Consider the following 22,159-nt stretch of genomic DNA (forward strand, 5'->3'; position numbering starts at 1 on the left):
GGTGTGATTTTTTGAAATCACATAAAAAAACTCTATAACATTCCTTAACAAAGAAGTTATAGAGTCTGGGTTGTTATAGGCAAGTCTATGTTATGCACTAATAATGGATGACGGACTTGCTTTTTTGAATGCGGTTAATGATGTCTTTGGCTCGCTCAGAAGTGAAAAAGTCATAGGTTGTTTTAGGAACCAATGGTTTGATCTTGTTGACTTGCTTGTCTTTGAGGTATTGGCGGACGGTTGAAGCACTAATGATTTGGCCGTTAACTTCTTTTCTTGGGATAAGAACGCAGTCAATACCTTCTTGTGGTAGATACTCTTGCATGATGGCATTGTAAATACCAGTAACCTGACTATGAGGTTCTTGTCCTACGTATCGTTTATGAATGCCTAATTGGTTGGCAATAGCTGTGAAAATGGTAAGATCTAGCTTAGCTTGACTGACGATGACGCTTTGTTTGTCTTTTTGGAAATAACTCGGAAAAGTGGCTTGGCTGATAATATAAGGACCTGTTTCATGATAAATAATATTATCTAAATGGGCAGTTCCAGCTAAAATCAATTCTTTTCGGATATGAAAGGGGATTAAACTACTGTCATCACTGACCATAAATAGGTGTAACACCTCATTTTCTAAAGCTGCTTTTTCAATGAGGTGAAGATGTCCCAAGGTAAAGGGGTTGGCATTTAAGACAATAGCAGCCTGTGACTTGTTCTTAGAAGTTGCTAGGGCTAGCTTATCCAAGTAGTGCTTAAAGCCTTCTTTACGGTTTTCCATAAATGTCAAGAGTTCAGGAATGCTAACAATAGGATAAAAACCTAAGTCAGCAAAGAAATGACTAGCATCTGGCTTGGTGTAGACAAAGACATGGGAATGCCCATCTTCAACAGCTTTTGTAAGAAGATGACTAACAATGAGGTTTAGCAGCCCCTCACCCTTATATTTTTGGCAAATGGCAAAACAGCGCAAGCTATTTTTAAAGAGGCTACCAGTAGCAATTAATTGGTCTTTTTCGTTAAAGATACCGCAGGTATAGTCTAAATTGAGGTCTCGTTGAATGCCTGCAGCTTCTAAAAGTTGAGTGACCTGTCTCTGGTTTTTGTGATCAGATGGGAAAATTTTGGATACGGAAAATACAGACATGGCTAATCCTTTCTATCACAGATAAGAAGTGAGTGGTTGCTTCTTACAAGAGTTTTTCTAAAAAAGCAAAATAAAGGGATAAAATTAATAAGTCAGCAGAACCACCAGGGCTAAGATTGTGTTGAATGAGTTTTTCGTTATAGTTGCTTAAGGCTAATTCACAGTCTTTTTCGGATTGGACATTGGCAAGAAGTTTTAGGCAGTCCTCTTGTACCATTTGTAAGGCCTTGTGCCCTCCTCGGTGTAGCAGGTTTCCATCTTCAACAAATGTCATGAGATACAGTAGTAACTGTAATTGTAACTGACGATGGCTAAGGTTTTCTTGCGCTTTTTCTCTTAAAAATGGCATGGCTTTAGTGCTTAAGCTAGGGTAGCCTAAACTGGCCTCTCCTCTGGGCCCTTTGATGCCGTAGTTGAGGTAAAGTTTTTCCCCGTAGGTTAGTTCTTTCTTGTCTGTCAACTGTCCTAAATCATGTGCAATCAGGTGTTTTGTCATTGGAATAACAAGCTGGCAGATGGCTGTGCTATCTGTCTCTTTAAAGACATACTGCTCATCAATCTCTGGGTGTTGCGCCAGGTATTTTCCTGTTGCCCCTAAAATCAGTGCCAAAGAAAAATTAATGCCTTTATGGGTATTGACGCCTTTGGTGGCTTGAAACATGCTTGATTCTGCTTGAATACCTTCTTGACGTAAGTGGTTAAAGAGGGTTTCAGGGGTTTCCTGATAATGGTGATATCCAATTGCCAGGTAGCGTTCAAGGTGACTGGTAAGGGCGAGGGTTGAATCAATAAAGGTAGAGAGTGTCATGTCCTTGTGTGCCCCATTATCAGCGCAGTCTACTAGTCCTGCTTTAGGGGTCAATGTTACTTCATATAATAGCGCCTTGCACGCGCATTGACTGAAGTAGCGCAGTCTTTTGTTACTGTCCATGTTTTTGTTCCAATTCCTGAACGACGAATTCTAAGGAGTGGTTCAGGTGTTCGTGAGTAATTAGGGTAACTTGTTGGTAGTCTTTATTTTTCATTCCACGGTAGATTAACCAATGTTCATCTAAGGCTTTTCGACGTCTTTGGGGTGATGAAATGGATATGCGACGGAAGTAGAGCAAATAAGCTTGGAGTTCGCCTAAAATTTCTTTAAGGCGAAGCATGTTACTTTTTTGATAAATAAGATTGTTAAAATCATTGAAATTGCCTAAAACCTTGTCAATTTCATTATCAAGCAAGTAGCCTTCGCAGGTCTCTAAGAGTAGACGCATTTCTTCAAAATCAGCGTCTGACATCATGTTCATCGCAGTTGTTGATGCCAAAGTGTCTAGGGCTTTTCGAATTTCAAAGATTTCATGGGCATCAGCTAAGGTCACTCCCCTAACAATAATACCACGATTTGGAATGTGTTCGACTAATTTTTCGCCCTCTAAGACACCTAGAGCATAGCGGATTGGTGTTCGGCTGATATTGAGTTCTCCAGAGAACTCTTTTTCATTGATTCTTGTTCCTGCTGGTATTTCTCGTAAAATAATCGATTTTTTAAAGGCCTCATAGAGTGCTATTTTTAAAGGGATATTTTTTGAAAGGTCTAGGTTATTTTTGATAACCTGTATGGTTGGATTCATCTTTACTCCTTTATTGATAGGGCTAGCTAAAAATAGTGGGACTATTAAAGCAATGGGGTCTGTCTATTCAATGATGACATAGAAAAAAAGGTTATGTAAATGAGTATAACCTTTTTTTAACAGGAGGTAAATAACAAATGGTCTTATTGAGGAATGTAGATTGGCATATGGCCTAATAAGATAATAGTCACAATAAAGATGATGAAAATACCTAAAGCATATTTACCAGCAGTGCGTTGCCATTCACCCATATCAAGATCTGTTAAACGTAAGAGCAGATAGATGAAAGCAACAAGTGGACTTAGTAAGTGGAAGGCTTGACCCATTAATGATGCCAAAGCCATTGACATGTTATCAAACCCATATTGAGCACCTGTTTGAGCAAGTACTGGCATGATACCGTAGTAGAAACCATCATTTGATAAGAAGAATGTTCCTGGTGCAGAAAGTAAGGCGATGATTAATCCCCAAAAGCCGCCTAATTGTTTTGGAATAATAGTTGTAAAGCTTTGTGCTAAGGCATTTGCCATTCCTGAACCTTGGAAGAGTCCCATGAAAATACCAGCAGCAAAGACAAGGATAACAACTTGAACAGCATCTCCAGAATTTTCTCCAATACGTTTTGATTGGTCTTTTAAGTTAGGGTAATTCACCATAAGGGCAATAATTGTTCCTACTGCAAATAAGAGAAGAGATGGGATAGTAATAGCTTTGTGGAAAGAGCCTGCAACTAACCAAGTAATTAATAAAATGGTTAAAAGAGCATTGAAAGCAAAGAGATGTGGACGTCGGATTGATTCTTTATCAGGATTACTGATAGTTGTTAGTTTTTGCAATTCTTCTTCAGTTAAAGTAGTGATACCAAGGCGTTGACGTTCTTTTCTTCCCATACTAGGTGCAACAATGAAAATAACGTATAGAAGAGATAAAATCATTCCAGGTGCTAAGTAGCCTAGGATTTCAGGGCCGACATTAAGCACTGACATAGCGCGTGCTGTAGGACCACCCCATGGCAAGAGATTCATAATAGTGTTTTGTAAGATTAATAAAACACCAAGATTCATCACTTTCATGTTTAATTTTTGGTAAATTGGCAAGAAAGCTGACACCACAATTAAAGTTGTAGTGGTTCCATCACCATTTAGAGAAACAGCTCCTGAAACAATTGCAGTTGCCATCAAAACTTTCATTGGATCACCTTTGGCAAAACGAATCATTTTTGCAGTAATCGGATCAAACAACCCTGTGTCTAACATGATAGAAAAGTATAAGATGGCAAAGAGTAACATGATACCAGTTTTAGCAGTTTGGTTAACCCCATATAAAACCATAGGACCAATAGCTGTGATGTTATTAGGAAGCTTTGCATCACCTAAGGATTTAACAAAAGCAGGATCTGAAGCAAATTCAGCACTACCTGTTAAGATGGCGATAATGGTAAAGACCAAAGGTATCATGACCAAGGCTGACAATGGAGACATTTTCTTAGTCATAACGACATACATGAAAATGATAATCATTGCATAAGCTAATATTGTGAGTAACATAAGTCCTCTCCTTTTAGAAAATGATGAGATGTTAGTTGAAGCAAAACAGAAATTTGTTTCTAACATAACAATGAGATAGTAATAGTGTAAATGAAAATTTTTGAAAATGGAAGCGCTTTTTTAAGAAAAAACATTAAAAAAACACCGCAGATCCTATCAGTTCAAGAATATTTATGTCAACTTGATTAGCCTTATATGAAGAAAAATGAAAGAACACAAAAAAGCCAAAAAAAAAGAACAATTCGTTATATAATAAGATTAGGCCATAAACGATTTGGACATTGCATCAAATGCATTCAGAAAGGAGGTCACTTATGGGAATACTGAACCGACTTTTTAGAAAACAAGAAAGTCTATTATCACCGCACCAATCTAGATCAGACAGGGAAAAAAAGGAAGCGCTGTCAGAATGGGAAAAGCTACCAGCTTACATCCCTGCTGATCCTAAGGATTATCCCTTGGTAAGTTTGATTGCGACAGCAATTGCAAGTGGAGACAAGCCAGATAGCCAATTTACAATTACTAATATTTGGCAGCGCAATCCAGAGGTTATAGATCTTTCCTTGATTACTGCCAGCCTTGCTGCTGAAACGCTTAGTGATGGTCATTATACAATAAAAACAATTTATCGGAAAAAATAAAAAGGGGATACCAGAATGTTACGTAAATTTAAAATCTCAATTGATGGGAAAGAATACCTTGTTGAAATGGAAGAAATTGGGGCTGTTCAGCCAACTGTAGCCCAAACACAGCCACTTCCCGCAGAACAAATAGCGCCTCAAGCAGCACCAGAAGTTGCTAAAGAAGAAGTGGTTACAGCAGCACCAGTTGTGAGTCCTGCAGGAGCTGAAGCACTTCCAGCACCAATGCCAGGAACTATTTTAAAAGTTTTAGTCAATGTTGGTGATAGCGTTTCAGAAAATCAACCTCTTTTGATACTTGAAGCCATGAAGATGGAAAATGAGATTGTTGCCAGTCAAGCTGGAACAGTATCAGCGATTCATGTTACACCAGGACAAGTTGTCAATGCTGGAGATGGCCTTATTTCAATTGGCTAATCGTAAAAGGAAAGGAAGTATCTAGTGGAAACTTTAGTACAAGGAATAATGTCAATTACCATTCCTCAAATTGTGATGATGCTCATTGGAGCAACATTAATGTATTTAGGAATCAAAAAAGAGTATGAACCAACCTTATTAGTTCCAATGGGATTAGGGACCATTTTGGTCAATTTTCCAGGAACAGGTGTGCTGACACAAGTTGTTAATGGTGTTGAGCAAGAAGGTGTCTTTGATGTTTTGTTTAACATTGGGATTGGGACAGAATTATTCCCACTGTTAATTTTTATTGGGATAGGAGCCATGATTGACTTTGGTCCTCTCTTACAAAACCCCTTCATGTTACTGTTTGGTGCAGCAGCTCAATTTGGGATTTTCTTTGTTGTCGTAGTTGCAGTAATGGCAGGTTTTGATATTAAAGAAGCTGCTTCAATTGGTATCATTGGCGCAGCTGATGGACCAACTTCAATTTTTGTTGCCAATCAATTGGCGCCGAGTCTGCTTGGACCAATTACGGTAGCCGCCTATTCTTACATGGCACTTGTTCCAATTATTCAACCTTTTGCCATCAAATTGGTAACAACTAAAAAAGAACGCCGTATCCGTATGACTTATAAGGCAGAAGCAGTTTCAAAAACAACTAAAATTCTGTTTCCAATCGTCATTACCTTAGTTGCAGGTTTTATTGCTCCGATTTCATTACCATTGGTTGGGTTTTTGATGTTTGGAAATCTTCTTAGAGAATGTGGTGTTTTAGATCGTTTATCACAAACAGCACAGAATGAATTGGTTAACATTGTATCGATTCTTTTAGGGTTAACCATCTCTGTTAAAATGCAAGCAGATCTCTTTTTAAACTTCCAGACGTTAATGATCATTCTTTTTGGTTTGGTAGCCTTTATTATGGATTCAATTGGCGGGGTAGTTTTTGCAAAAATTTTGAATCTTTTCCGCAAAAATAAAATTAACCCAATGATTGGTGCAGCAGGGATTTCAGCTTTTCCAATGTCAAGTCGTGTTATTCAAAAGATGGCAACTGATGAAGATCCGCAAAACTTTATTTTGATGTATGCTGTAGGGGCTAATGTTTCAGGACAGATTGCATCAGTTATTGCAGGTGGTCTTTTGTTATCATTCTTTAACTAATCAGATATATTGAATAAACAAGAAGAGAGAATATTATGAATATGGAACATTTAACCATTGCTTTTCAGCTAATGGGTGTTGGTATGGCAGGAGTTTTTATTGTATTAGGTATTTTATATGCTGTAGCAGAACTCTTGATTAGATTTTTACCAGAAAAGAAATAAGAACTTGCTGACAGAAATGGGAACATCCCTTTTCTTTAGGCACTAAGTAGATAAGTATAATGAGTGAGGTGACATTATGGATATTAAGCAGACTGCAGTAGCAGGAAGCCTAGAATCTAGTGATATCATGATAACAATAAGCCCGTCATCACATGGTATCCAGATTAATTTAGAAAGTAGCGTTGAAAAGCAATTCGGCAACCGCATCCGTCAGGTAATTGAGCAATCTTTGATTAACTTAGGTGTTGATAATGTTGAGGTTCAAGCTGTTGATAAAGGTGCCCTAGATTGCACTATTAAAGCTAGAACAATTGCAGCAGCTTACCGAGCTTCTGGTAATGACCATTATAACTGGAAGGAGATCGATACATGGAACGTTTAAGAAGAACGATGATGTTTGTGCCAGGTGCAAATGCTGCCATGTTGAGGGATGCTCCACTTTATGGTGCAGATTCTATCATGTTTGATTTAGAAGATTCGGTGTCATTAAAAGAAAAAGACAGTGCTAGAGCTTTGGTTTATTTTGCTCTCAAGACCTTTGATTACAGTCAGGTTGAAACAGTCGTTCGTGTTAATGGTTTAGATACTGTAGGTGCTTTAGATATTGAAGCAGTTGTATTAGCAGGAGTCAATGTTGTTCGCCTTCCTAAGACAGAAACTGCCCAAGATATTATTGATGTAGAGGCAGTTATTGCACAAGTTGAGCGAGACAATGGCATTGAAGTAGGACGCACTAAAATGATGGCAGCTATCGAATCTGCTGAGGGTGTCCTTAATGCTCGTGAGATCGCTAAAGCTTCAGAGAGATTAATTGGGATTGCTCTTGGGGCGGAAGACTATGTCACTAATATGAAAACAAGACGCTATCCTGATGGGCAAGAGCTCTTTTTTGCCCGTAGTATGATATTACATGCGGCACGCGCAGCAGGAATTGCAGCAATTGATACGGTTTATTCTGACGTTAACAATACAGAAGGTTTCCAAAACGAAGTTGCCTTGATTAAACAACTTGGCTTTGATGGTAAATCAGTGATTAATCCTCGTCAAATTCCTTTAGTTAATGCGATTTATGCACCAAGTGATAAAGAAATTCAGCACGCTAAGGAAGTGATTTGGGCAATTCAAGAAGCAGAAAGCAAAGGCTCTGGTGTTATTTCCTTGAAAGGGAAAATGGTTGATAAGCCAATTGTTGAAAGAGCACAGCGTGTAATGATGTTAGCCAAAGCAGCAGGCTTGTTGACTGGGGAGGAATTATAATGGTTATCAACAAAGTAAATCGTGATATCCCTCAAGAATATGCCCAAAAATATGGTGTTTTTGAGGGTGAATTAGCACATATTAAAGCTTATAATGAGGCTAGCCGTCAGATTAAACCTGTTAAGCCTCAAGAATCTAAAATGCTGTCAAGTATTCGTGAAGCAATTGAAAAGACTGGCCTCAAGGATGGCATGACTATTTCTTTCCATCATCACTTCCGTGAGGGGGATTATATCATGAATATGGTCCTAAAAGAAATTGCTGACATGGGGTTTAAGAATCTTTCTATTGCACCAAGTTCCATTGCTAACGTTCATGAACCACTCATTGAACACATTAAAAATGGTGTGGTGACTAACATTACATCGTCAGGTCTTAGAGATAAGGTGGGCGCAGCTATTTCCTCTGGTATTATGGAAAATCCTGTCCTTATTCGTTCTCATGGAGGTCGTGCGCGTGCAATTGCATCTGGCGATATCCATATTGATGTGGCATTTTTAGGTGCACCAAGTTCAGATGCATATGGCAATGCTAATGGCACAAAAGGCAAGGCAACCTGTGGTTCCTTAGGTTATGCTATGATTGATGCTAAATATGCAGATCAAGTTGTTATTATTACAGACAGTTTGATGCCTTACCCGAACACACCAATTTCAATTCCACAAACCGATGTTGATTATGTTGTTGTCGTAGATGAAATTGGAGATCCAAATGGCATCGCTAAAGGTGCAACGCGTTACACTAAAAATCCTAAGGAATTATTGATTGCAGAATATGCAGCTCAAGTTATCACGCAATCCCCTTATTACAAACAAGGTTTCTCATTCCAAACAGGAACAGGTGGTGCGTCTTTAGCAGTAACACGTTACATGCGTGAACAAATGTTAAAAGATGGCATCACAGCAAACTTTGCCCTTGGAGGAATTACCAATGCCATGGTTGAACTTTTAGAAGAGGGCTTAGTTGAAAAGATTATTGATGTTCAGGATTTTGATCATCCTTCAGCCCTTTCATTGGATAAAAATAGCCATCATTATGAGATTGATGCCAATATGTATGCCTCGCCTTTAAGTAAAGGTGCTGTCATTAATCAACTTGATACTTGTATCTTATCAGCATTAGAGGTTGATAGTGATTTCAATGTTAATGTTATGACTGGTTCAGATGGTGTGATTAGAGGAGCATCAGGGGGGCATTGTGATACAGCTTTTGCATCTAAAATGAGTCTAGTCATTGCGCCACTTGTTCGTGGCCGCATTCCAACCATTGTTGATAAGGTTAACACAGTTATTACACCTGGAAGCAGTGTTGACATCGTGGTTACTGAAATTGGCATTGCTATTAATCCAAATAGGCAAGACCTAATAGAACATTTTAAAACACTTGCTATTCCTCAATACAGCATTCAAGAACTCAAAGAAAAAGCCTACCAAGTTGTCGGTGAGCCTGAGGCCATTCAATATGGTGATAAAGTTGTTGCTTTAATTGAATACCGTGATGGTAGCTTGATAGATCTTGTCCGAAATGTTTAATGGAGAACTCTTTGATGGAGAAGCTGTTACTTTAGCTGAGATGATGCGGGCACGTGAATTGAGGAGTGCTCGTCAACTGTCTTTTTTAAAGGCTATTCCTTATGCGAGTCTACTATCTGTCACAATGAATATTCCAGGAGACATCAAAAACTCACAAAGATTGGAAGCATTAGCTAAAGCTATGTGTGACCTTATTCAAGTAGAATTAAACAATGATAGCATTTACAAGGAAGAATACCTCAGTTTAAAGACGGGTATAGAGTATTATTGCCTTGTTGATTTGTCGGCTAAAAGCTTGAAAGAAAAAATGATAGCACTCGAACAAAAGACTGCTTTAGGTCGGTTGATGGATTTAGATGTCTTGTACTTAGAGTCCGATCACATAAAAGCAGTTAGTAGAGTAGAGTTAGGGTTTCAAACAAGGCGATGTTTCTTGTGTCAAGAAGATGCTAAGATTTGTGGGCGCTCACGTAACCATACTATTTCAGAAATGCGCGTGGCAATTAGTGAAATGCTTTCACATTTATAAAGGTAAAGGAGGAAAGAGATGGCAAAAATAAGGATAACCGAAACCTCTCTTAGAGATGGACAACAAAGTCAAATTGCGACTCGAATGACAACCGAGCAAATGCTACCAATCCTTGAAGAACTTGATAATGCTGGTTACCATGCATTAGAAGTCTGGGGAGGAGCAACCTTTGATGCTTGCCTTCGTTTTTTAAATGAAGACCCATGGGAAAGGTTACGTACGATTCGTAAAGCTGTTAAAAAAACAAAATTGCAGATGCTTTTACGGGGCCAAAATATCCTGGGTTACCGTAATTATGCAGATGATGTTGTCAGAGAATTTGTCAAAAAATCGATTGAAAATGGTATTGATATCATTCGTGTCTTTGATGCTTTGAATGATTCACGAAATTTACAAACAGCAGTTGCTGCTACAAAAGAATTCGGTGGACATGCCCAGGTAGCTATTTCTTACACCACAAGTCCAGTTCACACGGTAGATTATTTTATTAAACTGGCTCAAGAATATGCAGCACTTGGCGCAGATTCAATCTGCATTAAAGATATGGCAGGTGTTTTAACACCTCAAACTGGCTATGATCTTGTTAAAGGGATTAAAGAGCTTGTTGACCTCCCTATTGAAGTTCACACGCATGCAACAAGTGGTATTTCAGAAATGACTTATCTTAAAGTTGCTGAAGCAGGTGCAGATATTATTGATACAGCTGTCTCATCTTTTGCGGGAGGAACTAGCCAACCTGCAACAGAATCTGTTGTTATGGGCTTGGAAGACCTTGGTTTTGAAACAGGGATTGATTTAAAACGTGTTGAAAATGTGGCAACATATCTTAATGGGGTCAGAGATCACTTTCGTAACGAGGGACTTCTCAATCCTAAAATTAAAGATGTTGACCCTAAAACCCTGATTTACCAGGTTCCAGGCGGTATGCTATCAAATCTATTAAGTCAATTAACAGAACAAGGCTTGGCTGATAAATATGAAGAAGTTCTTATTGAAGTGCCAAAAGTAAGAGCAGATTTAGGTTACCCACCTCTTGTTACCCCGCTATCTCAAATGGTGGGAACCCAGGCTTTAATGAATATTATTGCAGGTGAGCGGTATAAGGTTGTTCCAAATGAAATTAAAGATTATGTTCGAGGACTCTATGGACGCCCTCCCGCACCACTTGCTCCTGGCATGAAAGAAAAAATTATAGGGGATGAAGAGGTTATTACCATCAGACCGGCTGATTTACTTGCTCCGCAATTAAAGGCATTAGCTGAAGAAATTGCTTGTTATGCAAGAAGTGAAGAAGACGTCTTAAGTTATGCTTCTTTCCCTCAACAGGCAAAAGACTTTTTGGGACGACGCGAAGACCCATTTTACGACGTCCCTCTTCAAACAGTCACAGTTAGCATTGATATCTAAAATTGGGAGACTCGGTAAAAAGAGTCTCCTAATTTTAAAAATAGATAAACAGAAAATGCTCCTTTAATGGAAAAATGGACAAGTGCTTATGACATGTTTTGGCATATAGAAGTTAGTAAGTTATTTATTATAGTGACGATTGTAGCTCATTTGTGATTAATCCTGATGAGATAGGTTTAAGACATCAGAAAAATAAAAAGAGAAAGGGAGGCAAAATGATATTGTCTCCGTTTTTCTTTGTTCAGTTAAAAGGTTAAAGTGTTAACGATTTCTTCTAGTCTTGAGATACTTGCCTTCATTAATTGATTGGAGGTGCCATCAGTTTGACAGTCTTGTAAATAGGACAGTCTCAAAGCCATGCGGTCTTTTAATAAGTTAAGGTAGGAGTGATTTTTTTCATCAACAGGGAAATCAGCTAAGTCCAAATAAGAAAAGTCTTTAAGGTGTTTAAAAGTGGTAAAACTTGCCTTGTCATCCACCACAGCCTCAATACAAGCAAGTGTTGTTTCTTTTGAAATATCATGGTCAAGGTATTTCCCAGTGTTGATAATATAGCAGTCAACACCTGATTCAAATAAATGGTAGAAATTAGTGAAGTCATCTTCTAGTGGATAAATTCGAAACGGATTAGCATAGGGAACGATAACTAAAGTGTCCAAATTGCCACTAACATTTTCAGCACTGGAGCGTTTGGTCATCAGTGTACATCCCAAAGCAGAAGCTAATAGGGAATCAGAGACTTTTACCAATGGTGGTAATGAATCATCTTTCATAATCCAAAAAATAGAGGAAATTCCCTTATCAATATAGTCAACTCTGTTTGGTGTTGCATAGCGTGATTTAACTGTCCGTCCGTTACCGTTTCGGATGTCCTCTGTAACAAGGACTCGTTTTCCCTTGTGGTCCCTTGTGACACCACAGTTTTGAACCGTTAAGAAATAGTCTTGCTCAGAATGACCAGCTGGATAGTCATTGGTCTTATCAAAGTAAGAGGGTTCTAAAGCAATGGATGATCCATCAGTCATTGAGATAACAAAAGCATCGTCATGAAGAACTCGGATGTCATATTTTCCATCGTGTTTTGCATGTGTTAGAGTTGATTTGCCAGAACCTGATAAGCCAAAGAAAGATGCGACATAGGAAGTGTCTGCTTTATTGAACTCTTTTAAGCCGCCATGACAAGCTACAAATTGATGACGTGCAGCAGTTGCCCATGCTAAGGTAAGTGTGCCTTTTTTGATTTCACCAAAGTAGTTCATGCCTAAGATAGCTGTTACATTGTGTTCGGTATCAAAATATGCCAGACCATCGGGATAATCAGGATGAGACCAGCTTGGGTCAAAGAAGACAAAAATATCATTTTCATCGTAAGAAAGAGAAGTTTTGTATTTTTCCTCATAAGCCGCAGTGACAATTTGGAAATTTAAAAGCCAAGAATAGAGGTTGTTAATTTCCATTTCAGGCATCATAATATGAGCTTTAATCATAAAATGCTCATCCAAGCCCACCACAGCTTGTGAGGCAATGAAAGGTTTGAAACTTGCTTGGTAGATAGCCTCTCGAATAATAGCATCAATCTTTTTATCTTCTTTTGGATTATTTCCACGGATGCGCCTTGCCTTAGCAGTTCTTCCCACAACAGCACCGCCATTAGCCACTAAAATACGAGAATCACTGTCTAATCCTAATGCTTCTGGATGAGAAATCCTTTGATCTAAAACAATAGTATTAGGAGCATCGTGAGCCATTTGATAGGCTTGTTGCAAATCATTGATATAGCGAACATTATTTCCATAAAAAGCTGTTTCAATAATTGTTTTTGTTGATGAGAAGTGAGCATTTGCTCGGACAATTTGTTCTGATGTGTAGTGACTGATTGATGCCATAGGCTTCCTCCTTTAATATGTTACTAACATTCTAACATAAGAAAGCGCTTTCCTCAATAGAGGAACACCTTTAGAACAGTTTGACAGCACAGACTAAAACGGAAATTTTATGGATAAATTAAGAAAAGCTCATTAAGATGAGTTGAAGTCAACTTCTTTTAGTCATATTTGGATGAAATATAGTAAAATAGAGTCATGAGAAAGTCGGGTGATGAGATTGTATTACACATGCCAAAATGGACAGAAACTCTATTACGAAATACATGGACAAGGAAGTCCCATTGTCTTTTTTCACGGCAATGGCTTATCAAGTCAGTATTTTAAACATCAAAAAGTATTAGCTAAAAACTACCAATTAATTATGATTGACAGTCCTGGTCAGGGACAGTCAGATGCTCTTGAACACATGGTATCCTTTGCTGATATTGCAAAAGAGATAAGGAGCTTATTACATCATTTGCACCTGTCTTCCTATGTTATTGTAGGCCATAGTGATGGTGCCAATTTGGCTATAGCTTATGCTCAGCTCTATCCAGATAATGTTGCAGCATTACTCTTGAATGCTGGGAACATTCAGTTTAGAGGATTGACCTACATATCACGTTTACTGATTTCTTACAAAGTCTGTAAACTCTCCTTACTTTCAAAAATTTTCCCTACTCTAAAGAATGCTTATTATGTTGCTCACCTTATGACAATTAACCAACACCTCAAAAGGTCTCCTTTCAAGCAGGCAAAGCCTGTCTATGTTTTGGTAGGTGAAAAAGATATGATCAAAGAAAAGCATTCTTTAAAAATAGCAAAGCTCTATCAAAAGAGCCGTTTGATTATCTTGCCCAAGTTTGGCCACCATATTGCAACTAAGGACCCTGAGGTTTTTAATCAATTTATTAATGACTTAATGAATGAGTTAGAAAGAAAAAATACTGTATGAAGAAACTTATTACCAACCTGAAAAACTACCAATCGAGTATAAAACTTGTTTTCTTTTTATCGGTGTCCATGATTGTTATTTTGGAACTGGGAAAACTCATTAAGACCATTTCCATTGCTGATATTAAAAATGGCTTAAGTCAACTAACCCCTTTTTCAATTGTTATCATGTTTGTTTTGGGGATTTGCGCCCTCATTCCAATGCTCTTTTTTGACATTATTTTAAACCAGGAAATTAAAAGCAAGCATTCCTTGGTTTATATCTTAGAAACTAGCTGGATTATCAATTCTATCAATAATCTGGTTGGGTTTGCAGGCTTAGTGGATATTGGATTGCGCTATTCTTTTTATTCTGAAGATGACAAAGCAAGTGATAGTATGCAAGGTATTTCAAAAGTCATTCCCTTTTTTATTACGGGGCTTTCTTTTTTGAGTCTTTTAACCTTCCTCTTGATATTTTGTTTTCCAACCAGCCCTTCCATTGAAAAGTTTTGGATTGTCTTGTTAGGCGCCTCACTTTACCTTCCAGTTGTTTTGTATATTTCAGGCCACCCTAAATTAAAATTCTTTGGGCAATTGGCACGAAAACGGCAATTACAACTGATTATGGCATCGACACTTGATTGGCTAGTGATTTCTGGATTTTTCACTCTTATTGGTCGTTTCCTTGACCTAGAAGTGCCGCTTTATAACCTCATACCACTCTTTTTCATTTCAATGATATTAGGGATGGTATCGATGATACCAGGTGGACTTGGTAGTTTTGATTTGATCATGACGGCTGGCTTAGTTAATTTAGGCTATGCGACAGATCAGGTACTAACTTGGATTTTACTGTTTCGCTTTTTCTATTATGTGATTCCTTTTGTCATTGGAGGCTTGCTCTTTTTCAAACAGATGGGTGGAAAACTCAATGATAACTATCTTGGAATGCCAAAAACCATCGGGCACATTGTCCTTCAAAATGGAATTGTCTTTTTCTTAAGGGTATTTGGTTACTTCATGATTTTATCAGCCCTCATTCCCGAAGAAATTGCTGGTATGAAGTGGCTCGCTGGTTTAAATCCTATCCAAGGGCATCTGCTTTGGCAATTTCCTAGTATCTTATTGGGCAGTCTTTTCTTTTTATTGGCACGATTTGTCAAACGACAATTGGCTATTTCTTATCCCTTAGCTATTGGGCTCTTTCTAACAACCATTATTTATATTAATTTGGGAAATCTAGCAATCCCAACGACAGTTCTGCTAGGACTTGCTTTTTTGATGGTCATCATTATCAAAAAGCAGCTCAATCGACAGGTGTTTATTTATTCCTGGGAAGACAAGACAAGAGACGCCTTGGTCTTTATGGCAACCTTTGTTACCTTCTTTTCAGTTGGTGGTAAGGTATTAATCCATGCTTTTCCAAAGTTGAATCAAGTGCAATTTAATTATTTCTTATTTTATTGGCTACATCTTTTCTTTTTGGCCTTTATCCTAGTAGCGGTCTATCAACTGGTGATTAGGAGAGCTTCACGGAAAAAATGGCTCATTGGTCAGAGCTTTGATAAAGAAAGGTACCAAGCCTTGTTAGAGCGCTTTAAGGTTCAAAGCAGCGATGCCAGTCTGGCTTTTTTAGGGGATAAACGGCTCTTTTGGTATAGAAATCATGATGAAGATTGTCTAGTCTTTCAATTTGCAGTGAAAAATAACAAATGTATTGTTATGGGAGAACCTATTGGTGATAAATCTATGATCGAAGAGGGCTTGTCTGCCTTTATTAAAGAAGCAAAATTAAACAATATGAAAGTTGTCTTTTATGAAGTTGGCCAGGAAACAACCCTAGCCTTACATGAATTTGGCTATGAGTTTATTAAATTTGGAGAAACTGCACATGTCAATTTATCACAGTTTTCACTAGAAGGCAGAAAAGGCAAAAAATTCCGTACGATTGTTAATAAAATTGACCATAAAGGTTATCAATTTGAAGTTGTTAAGCCGCCCTTTTCGGAAGCTTTCTTAGAAGAATTAAACCTGATCTCAGAGGATTGGTTACAAGGGCGACAAGAAAAAGGTTACTCTGTTGGATTTTTTGATAAAGCCTATTTACAACTGGCACCAATAGCTATAGTTAGAAGAGAAGATGGGAGTATTATAGCCTTCACTAACTTACTGCCAACCAATTCAAAAGAAGAATCTTCTGTTGATTTGATGCGTTATTATACAGACCAATCCCAAAATGGGATTATGGATTTTCTCTTTATTAAACTCTTTTTATATTTTAAAGAAGAAGGTGTTGCCTATTTTGATTTAGGAATGGCTCCCTTAGCAAATGTTGGCAATAAAGATAATAGCTTTTTACAAGAGAAAATAGCTTATTTAATCTTTGCCTTTTCAACACGTTTTTACTCCTTTGGAGGGCTACGACAGTACAAACAAAAATTTAGCCCAGAATGGTCAGCTCGCTACATTGTCTATCCAAAGACCACTTGGTTGCTCTATGACTTATTAGCAATTTATCAGGTTGAGAGTAGTAAAATAAAAGATTGTAGTCAATCATGTATACAAAAAATCAAGTAACCCTTTGGCTACTTGATTTTTTATTAATCTTTATCACGGTAAATGACAAGTCCAACAAGCATTGCTCCAATAGTGAAAAGAGCAAGCATTGAAGCAGGTTTAGCAATATTTCCAGTCATGGAAATGGCTTGACGCAAACCAGCTACAGAATAAGACATTGGAAGGAATTTTCCAATTTTAGTGAAGATTGGAGGACAGATTTCTAAAGGATATGTCCCAGCACTTGATCCTAGTTGGAAAAGGAGAAAGAATAGTGAAGCAAAAGACCCAAAGCGTCTATCCCATCCTAGAAGTGCAGTGACGACAGCCATTAATGCCCAAGACGTTAAGAGAATAACTAAGAAAGTTAACCCTTTGTGATTTGGTTCAAATCCCATGAACAAAATAGTAGTATAAACAACAAGTGATGCTAAACTTGAAATCAAACCATTGATTAGCAGTTTTGATTTAGCCCAATCATAACGACTTTGATGTTTTTCACCTTTAAGAGAATCATAGAAGATGATATTAGCGGCCATTGCAGCAACCAGTAAAGCCACTGACATCATATATGGTGCCATTCCCACGCCATTTGTTTTGACATTGTCTTTATCTTTATGGCTAACTTTAATAGGGTTAGCAAGTCGATTGGAGTTGTCTTTTTTGAAAGAAACAGTTGAAAGACCTTTATCTGCCATTGCTAATTTTTCAGCTAGAGTACTTGTTCCAACAGAAAGTGCTGCTATTCCATCTTTAAGTTTGTTTCCACCTTGAGCTAGTTTAGCAGAGCCGTCGGTCATCTTAGAAGCACCGTCAGCTAACTGATTTCCCCCATCAACCAATTGTCCAGACTTCTCATTAATGGTATTAGAACCAGAGTTTAGTTCTGTGACACCATCTCTTAACTGAGGATTTTTAGCAGCTAATGTAGAAGCGCCATTACTTAGTTGTGAGACAGCACCAGTGTATCGTGTGATGCCAGTAGATAATTCTTGTCCTTTACTTGACAATTGTCCTTGAAGCATTTGGATGCCACCGGAAAGTCTTTGACTACCAGGAACCATCAGGGATAAATTAGAATTAATTTGTCCCATTCCGGCTGAAAGTTTTGTTAGAGCACTTGTCGCATTTGGAAGTGCTTGATTTGTCCCAGCATTGATTTGAGCAAGAGATGTTTGAAGTGTTGTTAATTGTCCTACAAGGGAAGCTAATTGTTGAGCACTTGTTGAAATAGTTTTAAGACCTTCATCAATTGCAGAAGCTTTTTCGGAAATTGAAGTGGCTAGGTTAGTAGAACTTGAAGGGCTATTATTAATAGCAGCAGTAATTTCTGCTTGTTGCCCAGCTGTTAGACTTGCATAAGCACCTGTTGATTGGACAGCAGCTAAAGTGTTGCTTTTATCTAAAGCGGCTGCTGATGCTAGGCTTTCAGCTTGTGATTTAATAGATGCAACAGCAGTAGTAAGGCTAGATAGATTGACAGGCTTTACAGCATCTGTTGGTAAGGCAGAGACTGCTCCATTTAATTGATTGATACGAGCCTGTAATTGAGGCAAGCCTGTGATGAGGGCTTGAATATTTGCTGTGTTTTCAGGATTAGGAGTTGTCGCCTTTTGCATTTGAGCTAATGCGGCTTGAAGGTTATTAGCTCCTTCGGCTAATTGCTGAATCTGAGCTGATCCAGCTGTTAATTGCTTGGCCCCACTTAGAAGTTCACTAGACTTGCTATCAAGTTGATTAGCTCCAGCTGATAATTTGTTGACACCATCAGTATAGGTAAAAAGTCCATCAGAAAGACTGTTAATACCAGTATGTAATTGTGAAACACCACCAGTGTATTGATTAATACCGTTGGCTAGTTTGTTGGCCCCAGCTGTGAAAGTTTGACTTGAGTTAGCTAGTAGTCTTAAGTTATCACTGATTTGTTGACTTCCAGAAGCTGCTTCTTTAGAACCGTTTGAAAGTTTTTGACTTCCCTGAGCAGCTTGTCCCATGCCATCTTGGAGTTGGCCTAGTTTGGCAAAAAGTTTTTCATTGTAAGTTTTGGTCAAGGTTTTCGAAACTTTGGATTCTAACTTAATCATTGCTGATTCACTGATTTTAGAAGAAATAAAATTATGGCCCTTAGACGTTTCATATGTGATGGTTGCTTTTTCTGGATTTTTTGTCATCACAGAGGCAACTTTACTTGAAAAATTATCTGGGAAAGTGATAATCATATAGTATTTCCCAGCATCAAGTTTTTCTTGAGCTGTTTTTTCAGAAACGAAATGAAAATCCAAGTCCTTATTTTTTGACAGTGTGTCCACCATCTCATTTCCGACGTTGATGGATTTATTATCTAAGCTAGCACCCTTATCTTGATTGACAACGGCAACTGGAAATTGGTTGAAGTGGGCATAAGGATTCCACATAGAACTGAGGAAAACCAGGCAATATAGTGCAGGAACCAAAGCTATCCCTATGATTGTTACCCATAGGTTTGGGCTTTTTAATAATGTCCTTGTTTCTTTAAACATTTTTATCTCCTTCTAAATATACGGTCATTTATAATTACAATAGTTTATTATACGAATTTCAAAAATAATTACAAGCATTTTTCACTGGATTTAGACACACTGTATAAAAGTGTCCAAAAAAAGAAAGCCCAATGTTTTCAGTGCTATCTCTGCAAAGGGAAATCAGCTAATCACATGAAAAAACAAGAAAGCCCATCAAGACTAGGACAAAAGGTTATTTCGGTCTCTTGTTTGAAAAATGAATGCTCTAAAAAAGCATAGCTTGAACGCTTTTTGAAAAACGTCAGTCTATGCCTTTTATAGTATTTTGGACTTTCTGTCCAAAGTCTTTATACTGATTGTAGTAAGGTGGAAGAAATGTTGATTGCTTTTGTTTAGAAAGGGTTATAAAATCTTCCCTTATTGAGAACAAATAAAGCAAGGGAGGCAAGTAAGATAAGCAGGGCCAGTAGGATGGTTATGAAATCATTTCGACTCAACCTTTTATAGGTATACCAAGTCCGCTTAGAGTGCTTGCCGAAGCGCCGTAACTCCATAGCCGTCGATACCAAATCAATTCTATCCAAAGAACTAAAAATTAATGGGATAATGATTTGTAAATTCCCTTTAATCCGGTCTAAAAGTTTAGCTTTCTTAGAGAGTTCTAAACCGCGAGCCTCTTGAGATATTTTAATCATGTGGAATTCTTCTTGAACGTCAGGGATGTAGCGAAGCGTCAAACTGACCGCATAAGCAACCTTGTAAGGAACTCCGATTTGGTTAAGGCTTGAAGCAAATTGACTAGGATTAGTGGTGACTAAAAATAAAATAGCTAATGGTACGGTTGAGAAATATTTCAAGCTCAAATTAAAGAGATAGAAGAGTTCCTGACTAGTCAGATAAAATGGACCAATTCCTTCTAGTAAAACAGTTTTAGAACCATAAATACTTTCACCATAACCAGGAGCAAAGAGATAAACCATGATAACATTTAAGATAGCAAAGAAGGTGACAAAGAAGGTGACAAAGGAAATACTCTTCCATGGAATCCGCGCTTTTTTCAAGAGAAAGAGTGACAAGATTCCAATAAAGAGAATAAGGCGTGTGTCATAGGTTGTCATACAAGCGACTGAAACCACAATAAAGAAAATGAGTTTGCTAGCACCAGATAAATCTTCTAGAAATGTATCATTCTTTTGGTAACCTATTAAACGTTGAACCATGTCTCTTCCTTTCTTTTGTCATATAATAATGTGTTAATGCCAGTGATGAGCAATGCAGTTTTTCAGCAAGTTGGAACAAGCTTGTCTTTTTTAAATGCCCTTCTTCTAAAATGGCTTCATTAGATAGAATTTCCTCGGGTTTAGCATCTGCAATAATTTTGCCTTTACTCATAACAAGTGTACGATCAGAGTATTCCATCATTAACTGCATATCGTGAGTCACCATTATAATAGTATGTCCTTTTTGATTCAACTCATTTAAAAAGTTCATGATGTCAGAATAGTTTTTCTTATCCTGTCCAGCCGTTGGCTCATCAAGAATCAGAATATCAGGATCAAGTACTAAAATAGCTGCAATACTCAAGCGTTTTTTTTGTCCATAAGACAAAGCAGAAACCGGCCAGTTTCTAAAAGGGTAAAGGCCACAAACTTTGAGAGTTTCTTCGACTTTTGGATGAATCTCCTCTTCAGAGTAATGCCTCAGCCTCAGCCCCTTAGCGACTTCATCAAAAATGGCAGACTCACTAATCATTTGATTAGGATTCTGTAAAACATAACCAATCCGGTCTGCTCTCTCTTTAATTGAGTCAGCAGAGATATCCTCACCATTCAAATAAAGTGGACTATTAATAGGAATAAAACGACAAAGCGCTTTTGCGAGAGTTGATTTCCCAGCCCCGTTTTGGCCGACAATAGCAAGACGCTCACCCTTATAGATCCTTAAGTCAATAGCCTTGAGAATAGGTTTCTTGTCATAAGCAAAAGAAATATTCTCAGCAAAGAGTAATGTTTCTTTTTCCTCGGGGATTATCGGTGGCTCAGGTAAGTTAATCGTGAAATCTTCCAAATCCAAATGATTTAGGTTGGCTAGTTGAGCATTTGCAGGGAAACCGTATCCCATATCACGCAGACTTGTTAGGTAAAGAGGTTCGCGAATTCCATTTTTGGTAAGGAGGTCAGTTTTAAGCAGTTGATCTGGTTCACCATCAAAGAGGATGCGTCCGTCATTAATCAAAATAATCTTATCAACCTGTCGGTAGAGAACATCTTCTAGGCGATGCTCAATAATAATGGTGGTTGCGTCGGTTGATTGATGAATGCGGTCAATCAAATCAATAGTGTCCAAACCAGATTTTGGATCTAAATTGGCTAAAGGCTCATCAAAAAGTAAAATCGGACTTTCATCAACTAAAACCCCTGCTAAGCTGACCCTTTGTTTTTGTCCACCAGATAAATCTTGAGGACGATGCTCCAATAACTCTAACAAATCAAGTTTATGGGCCCATTCATTAATAATGGCAGTCATGTCGACTTGAGAGAAACAGTCGTTTTCTAAAGCAAAAGCAATATCCTCTGCAACGGATAAACCAATGAACTGACCATCTGTATCTTGAAGAACCGTCGAAATAAGTTTTGATTTATCATAAATGGACAAATCAAAAAAATCTTTTCCATCTAAAGTCAAGGAACCTTTATGCTCTCCTTGAAAATGGTTTGGAATTAAGCCATTAAGGCAGTTGCCAAGTGTCGATTTTCCACTTCCAGAAGGTCCAACAATTAGCACTTTTTGTCCTTTTTCAATACAAGTATTGATGTTAATTAAGGTTGGACTTGATTGAGCATCATAAGTGAAGGTGAAATCTTTGAATTCAATAAAATGTGTCATAATTTAGAAATGTCT

General features: G+C 37.9%; 19 protein-coding genes. 11 read left to right on the forward strand and 8 right to left on the reverse strand.

Going from position 1 to position 22,159, the window contains the following annotated elements; translation table 11 throughout:
- Nucleotides 1-97 precede the first annotated feature (97 nt).
- The 4 genes from citC to Q9317_RS02040 all read right to left on the reverse strand — a co-directional run bounded on the left by citC (nucleotide 98) and on the right by Q9317_RS02040 (nucleotide 4,307).
- Nucleotides 98-1,144, reverse strand: coding sequence for a [citrate (pro-3S)-lyase] ligase (citC, locus tag Q9317_RS02025; protein ID WP_003100768.1), 1,047 nt, complete (start codon nucleotides 1,142-1,144; stop codon nucleotides 98-100).
- Nucleotides 1,145-1,187: 43 nt separating this feature from the next.
- Complete coding sequence (citG, locus tag Q9317_RS02030) at nucleotides 1,188-2,075, reverse strand: triphosphoribosyl-dephospho-CoA synthase CitG (protein WP_031239169.1); 888 nt, start codon at nucleotides 2,073-2,075, stop codon at nucleotides 1,188-1,190.
- On the reverse strand, nucleotides 2,065-2,760 hold the full coding sequence (locus tag Q9317_RS02035) for a GntR family transcriptional regulator (protein WP_003100772.1): 696 nt from the start codon (nucleotides 2,758-2,760) through the stop codon (nucleotides 2,065-2,067). Before Q9317_RS02035 ends, citG begins: the two co-directional genes overlap by 11 nt.
- Nucleotides 2,761-2,903: 143 nt before the next feature.
- Nucleotides 2,904-4,307, reverse strand: coding sequence for a CitMHS family transporter (locus Q9317_RS02040; RefSeq protein WP_003100773.1), 1,404 nt, complete (start codon nucleotides 4,305-4,307; stop codon nucleotides 2,904-2,906).
- A 314-nt stretch (nucleotides 4,308-4,621) separates the two neighbouring features.
- On the opposite strand from Q9317_RS02040, the gene Q9317_RS02045 reads away from it, so the two are divergent.
- The 9 genes from Q9317_RS02045 (at nucleotide 4,622) to Q9317_RS02085 (ending at nucleotide 11,400) form a co-directional block, all read left to right on the forward strand.
- Nucleotides 4,622-4,948, forward strand: coding sequence for a hypothetical protein (locus tag Q9317_RS02045; protein ID WP_003100774.1), 327 nt, complete (start codon nucleotides 4,622-4,624; stop codon nucleotides 4,946-4,948).
- 15 nt (nucleotides 4,949-4,963) lie between these two features.
- Nucleotides 4,964-5,365: an acetyl-CoA carboxylase biotin carboxyl carrier protein subunit gene (locus Q9317_RS02050; RefSeq protein WP_003100777.1), complete on the forward strand. Its 402-nt coding sequence runs from the start codon at nucleotides 4,964-4,966 to the stop codon at nucleotides 5,363-5,365.
- 24 nt (nucleotides 5,366-5,389) lie between these two features.
- A complete protein-coding gene (locus Q9317_RS02055) occupies nucleotides 5,390-6,511 on the forward strand; it encodes a sodium ion-translocating decarboxylase subunit beta (RefSeq protein ID WP_003100780.1) in 1,122 nt (373 codons plus the stop codon).
- 35 nt (nucleotides 6,512-6,546) lie between these two features.
- Nucleotides 6,547-6,675 carry an OadG-related small transporter subunit gene (locus Q9317_RS02060; protein ID WP_003100782.1) on the forward strand — a complete coding sequence of 43 codons (129 nt, stop codon included), beginning with the start codon at nucleotides 6,547-6,549 and terminating at the stop codon, nucleotides 6,673-6,675.
- A gap of 76 nt (nucleotides 6,676-6,751) precedes the next feature.
- The gene (citD, locus tag Q9317_RS02065; protein WP_003100784.1) at nucleotides 6,752-7,057 is read left to right on the forward strand and encodes a citrate lyase acyl carrier protein; all 306 of its coding nucleotides are present in this window, start codon (nucleotides 6,752-6,754) and stop codon (nucleotides 7,055-7,057) included.
- A complete protein-coding gene (gene citE, locus Q9317_RS02070; protein WP_003100786.1) occupies nucleotides 7,045-7,932 on the forward strand; it encodes a citrate (pro-3S)-lyase subunit beta in 888 nt (295 codons plus the stop codon). Before citD ends, citE begins: the two co-directional genes overlap by 13 nt.
- Nucleotides 7,932-9,464: a citrate lyase subunit alpha gene (citF, locus tag Q9317_RS02075; RefSeq protein WP_003100788.1), complete on the forward strand. Its 1,533-nt coding sequence runs from the start codon at nucleotides 7,932-7,934 to the stop codon at nucleotides 9,462-9,464. Before citE ends, citF begins: the two co-directional genes overlap by 1 nt.
- The gene (citX, locus tag Q9317_RS02080) at nucleotides 9,457-9,993 is read left to right on the forward strand and encodes a citrate lyase holo-[acyl-carrier protein] synthase (RefSeq protein WP_003100793.1); all 537 of its coding nucleotides are present in this window, start codon (nucleotides 9,457-9,459) and stop codon (nucleotides 9,991-9,993) included. Before citF ends, citX begins: the two co-directional genes overlap by 8 nt.
- A gap of 18 nt (nucleotides 9,994-10,011) precedes the next feature.
- Entirely contained in the window at nucleotides 10,012-11,400 is a 1,389-nt protein-coding gene (locus Q9317_RS02085; protein WP_003100795.1) for an oxaloacetate decarboxylase subunit alpha, read from the forward strand.
- Between the two features lie 245 nt (nucleotides 11,401-11,645).
- Here Q9317_RS02085 and Q9317_RS02090 read toward each other — a convergent pair whose 3' ends face one another.
- Nucleotides 11,646-13,286 (reverse strand): phosphoenolpyruvate carboxykinase (ATP), encoded by a 1,641-nt coding sequence (locus Q9317_RS02090; protein ID WP_003100797.1) that lies wholly within the window; start codon nucleotides 13,284-13,286, stop codon nucleotides 11,646-11,648.
- A gap of 211 nt (nucleotides 13,287-13,497) precedes the next feature.
- Here Q9317_RS02090 and Q9317_RS02095 point away from each other — a divergent pair, with 211 nt between their 5' ends.
- Complete coding sequence (locus Q9317_RS02095; protein ID WP_003100799.1) at nucleotides 13,498-14,220, forward strand: alpha/beta fold hydrolase; 723 nt, start codon at nucleotides 13,498-13,500, stop codon at nucleotides 14,218-14,220.
- Complete coding sequence (mprF, locus tag Q9317_RS02100; protein ID WP_003100800.1) at nucleotides 14,217-16,778, forward strand: bifunctional lysylphosphatidylglycerol flippase/synthetase MprF; 2,562 nt, start codon at nucleotides 14,217-14,219, stop codon at nucleotides 16,776-16,778. The genes Q9317_RS02095 and mprF overlap by 4 nt, the downstream gene beginning before the upstream one ends.
- 23 nt (nucleotides 16,779-16,801) lie before the next feature.
- Here the strand turns inward: mprF and Q9317_RS02105 are convergent, their stop codons facing one another.
- The 3 genes from Q9317_RS02105 to Q9317_RS02115 all read right to left on the reverse strand — a co-directional run bounded on the left by Q9317_RS02105 (nucleotide 16,802) and on the right by Q9317_RS02115 (nucleotide 22,144).
- On the reverse strand, nucleotides 16,802-19,276 hold the full coding sequence (locus tag Q9317_RS02105) for a YhgE/Pip domain-containing protein (protein ID WP_003100801.1): 2,475 nt from the start codon (nucleotides 19,274-19,276) through the stop codon (nucleotides 16,802-16,804).
- Nucleotides 19,277-19,650: 374 nt separating this feature from the next.
- On the reverse strand, nucleotides 19,651-20,478 hold the full coding sequence (locus tag Q9317_RS02110) for an energy-coupling factor transporter transmembrane component T family protein (RefSeq protein ID WP_003100803.1): 828 nt from the start codon (nucleotides 20,476-20,478) through the stop codon (nucleotides 19,651-19,653).
- On the reverse strand, nucleotides 20,444-22,144 hold the full coding sequence (locus tag Q9317_RS02115; RefSeq protein ID WP_003100804.1) for an ABC transporter ATP-binding protein: 1,701 nt from the start codon (nucleotides 22,142-22,144) through the stop codon (nucleotides 20,444-20,446). Before Q9317_RS02115 ends, Q9317_RS02110 begins: the two co-directional genes overlap by 35 nt.
- Nucleotides 22,145-22,159 lie beyond the last annotated feature (15 nt).

The sequence above is a fragment of the Streptococcus iniae genome (genome assembly GCF_030732225.1).
Classification (GTDB): Bacteria; Bacillota; Bacilli; order Lactobacillales; family Streptococcaceae; genus Streptococcus; species Streptococcus iniae.

What these genes read in the sequence shown, in the direction of transcription:
- citC (WP_003100768.1), bottom strand. Translation starts at nt 1,144, where the DNA reads ATGTCTGTATTTTCCGTATCCAAAATTTTCCCATCTGATCACAAAAAC.
- citG (WP_031239169.1), bottom strand. Translation starts at nt 2,075, where the DNA reads ATGGACAGTAACAAAAGACTGCGCTACTTCAGTCAATGCGCGTGCAAG.
- Q9317_RS02035 (WP_003100772.1), bottom strand. Translation starts at nt 2,760, where the DNA reads ATGAATCCAACCATACAGGTTATCAAAAATAACCTAGACCTTTCAAAA.
- Q9317_RS02040 (WP_003100773.1), bottom strand. Translation starts at nt 4,307, where the DNA reads ATGTTACTCACAATATTAGCTTATGCAATGATTATCATTTTCATGTAT.
- Q9317_RS02045 (WP_003100774.1), top strand. Translation starts at nt 4,622, where the DNA reads ATGGGAATACTGAACCGACTTTTTAGAAAACAAGAAAGTCTATTATCA.
- Q9317_RS02050 (WP_003100777.1), top strand. Translation starts at nt 4,964, where the DNA reads ATGTTACGTAAATTTAAAATCTCAATTGATGGGAAAGAATACCTTGTT.
- Q9317_RS02060 (WP_003100782.1), top strand. Translation starts at nt 6,547, where the DNA reads ATGAATATGGAACATTTAACCATTGCTTTTCAGCTAATGGGTGTTGGT.
- citD (WP_003100784.1), top strand. Translation starts at nt 6,752, where the DNA reads ATGGATATTAAGCAGACTGCAGTAGCAGGAAGCCTAGAATCTAGTGAT.
- citE (WP_003100786.1), top strand. Translation starts at nt 7,045, where the DNA reads ATGGAACGTTTAAGAAGAACGATGATGTTTGTGCCAGGTGCAAATGCT.
- citF (WP_003100788.1), top strand. Translation starts at nt 7,932, where the DNA reads ATGGTTATCAACAAAGTAAATCGTGATATCCCTCAAGAATATGCCCAA.
- citX (WP_003100793.1), top strand. Translation starts at nt 9,457, where the DNA reads ATGTTTAATGGAGAACTCTTTGATGGAGAAGCTGTTACTTTAGCTGAG.
- Q9317_RS02085 (WP_003100795.1), top strand. Translation starts at nt 10,012, where the DNA reads ATGGCAAAAATAAGGATAACCGAAACCTCTCTTAGAGATGGACAACAA.
- Q9317_RS02090 (WP_003100797.1), bottom strand. Translation starts at nt 13,286, where the DNA reads ATGGCATCAATCAGTCACTACACATCAGAACAAATTGTCCGAGCAAAT.
- Q9317_RS02095 (WP_003100799.1), top strand. Translation starts at nt 13,498, where the DNA reads ATGAGATTGTATTACACATGCCAAAATGGACAGAAACTCTATTACGAA.
- mprF (WP_003100800.1), top strand. Translation starts at nt 14,217, where the DNA reads ATGAAGAAACTTATTACCAACCTGAAAAACTACCAATCGAGTATAAAA.
- Q9317_RS02105 (WP_003100801.1), bottom strand. Translation starts at nt 19,276, where the DNA reads ATGTTTAAAGAAACAAGGACATTATTAAAAAGCCCAAACCTATGGGTA.
- Q9317_RS02110 (WP_003100803.1), bottom strand. Translation starts at nt 20,478, where the DNA reads ATGGTTCAACGTTTAATAGGTTACCAAAAGAATGATACATTTCTAGAA.
- Q9317_RS02115 (WP_003100804.1), bottom strand. Translation starts at nt 22,144, where the DNA reads ATGACACATTTTATTGAATTCAAAGATTTCACCTTCACTTATGATGCT.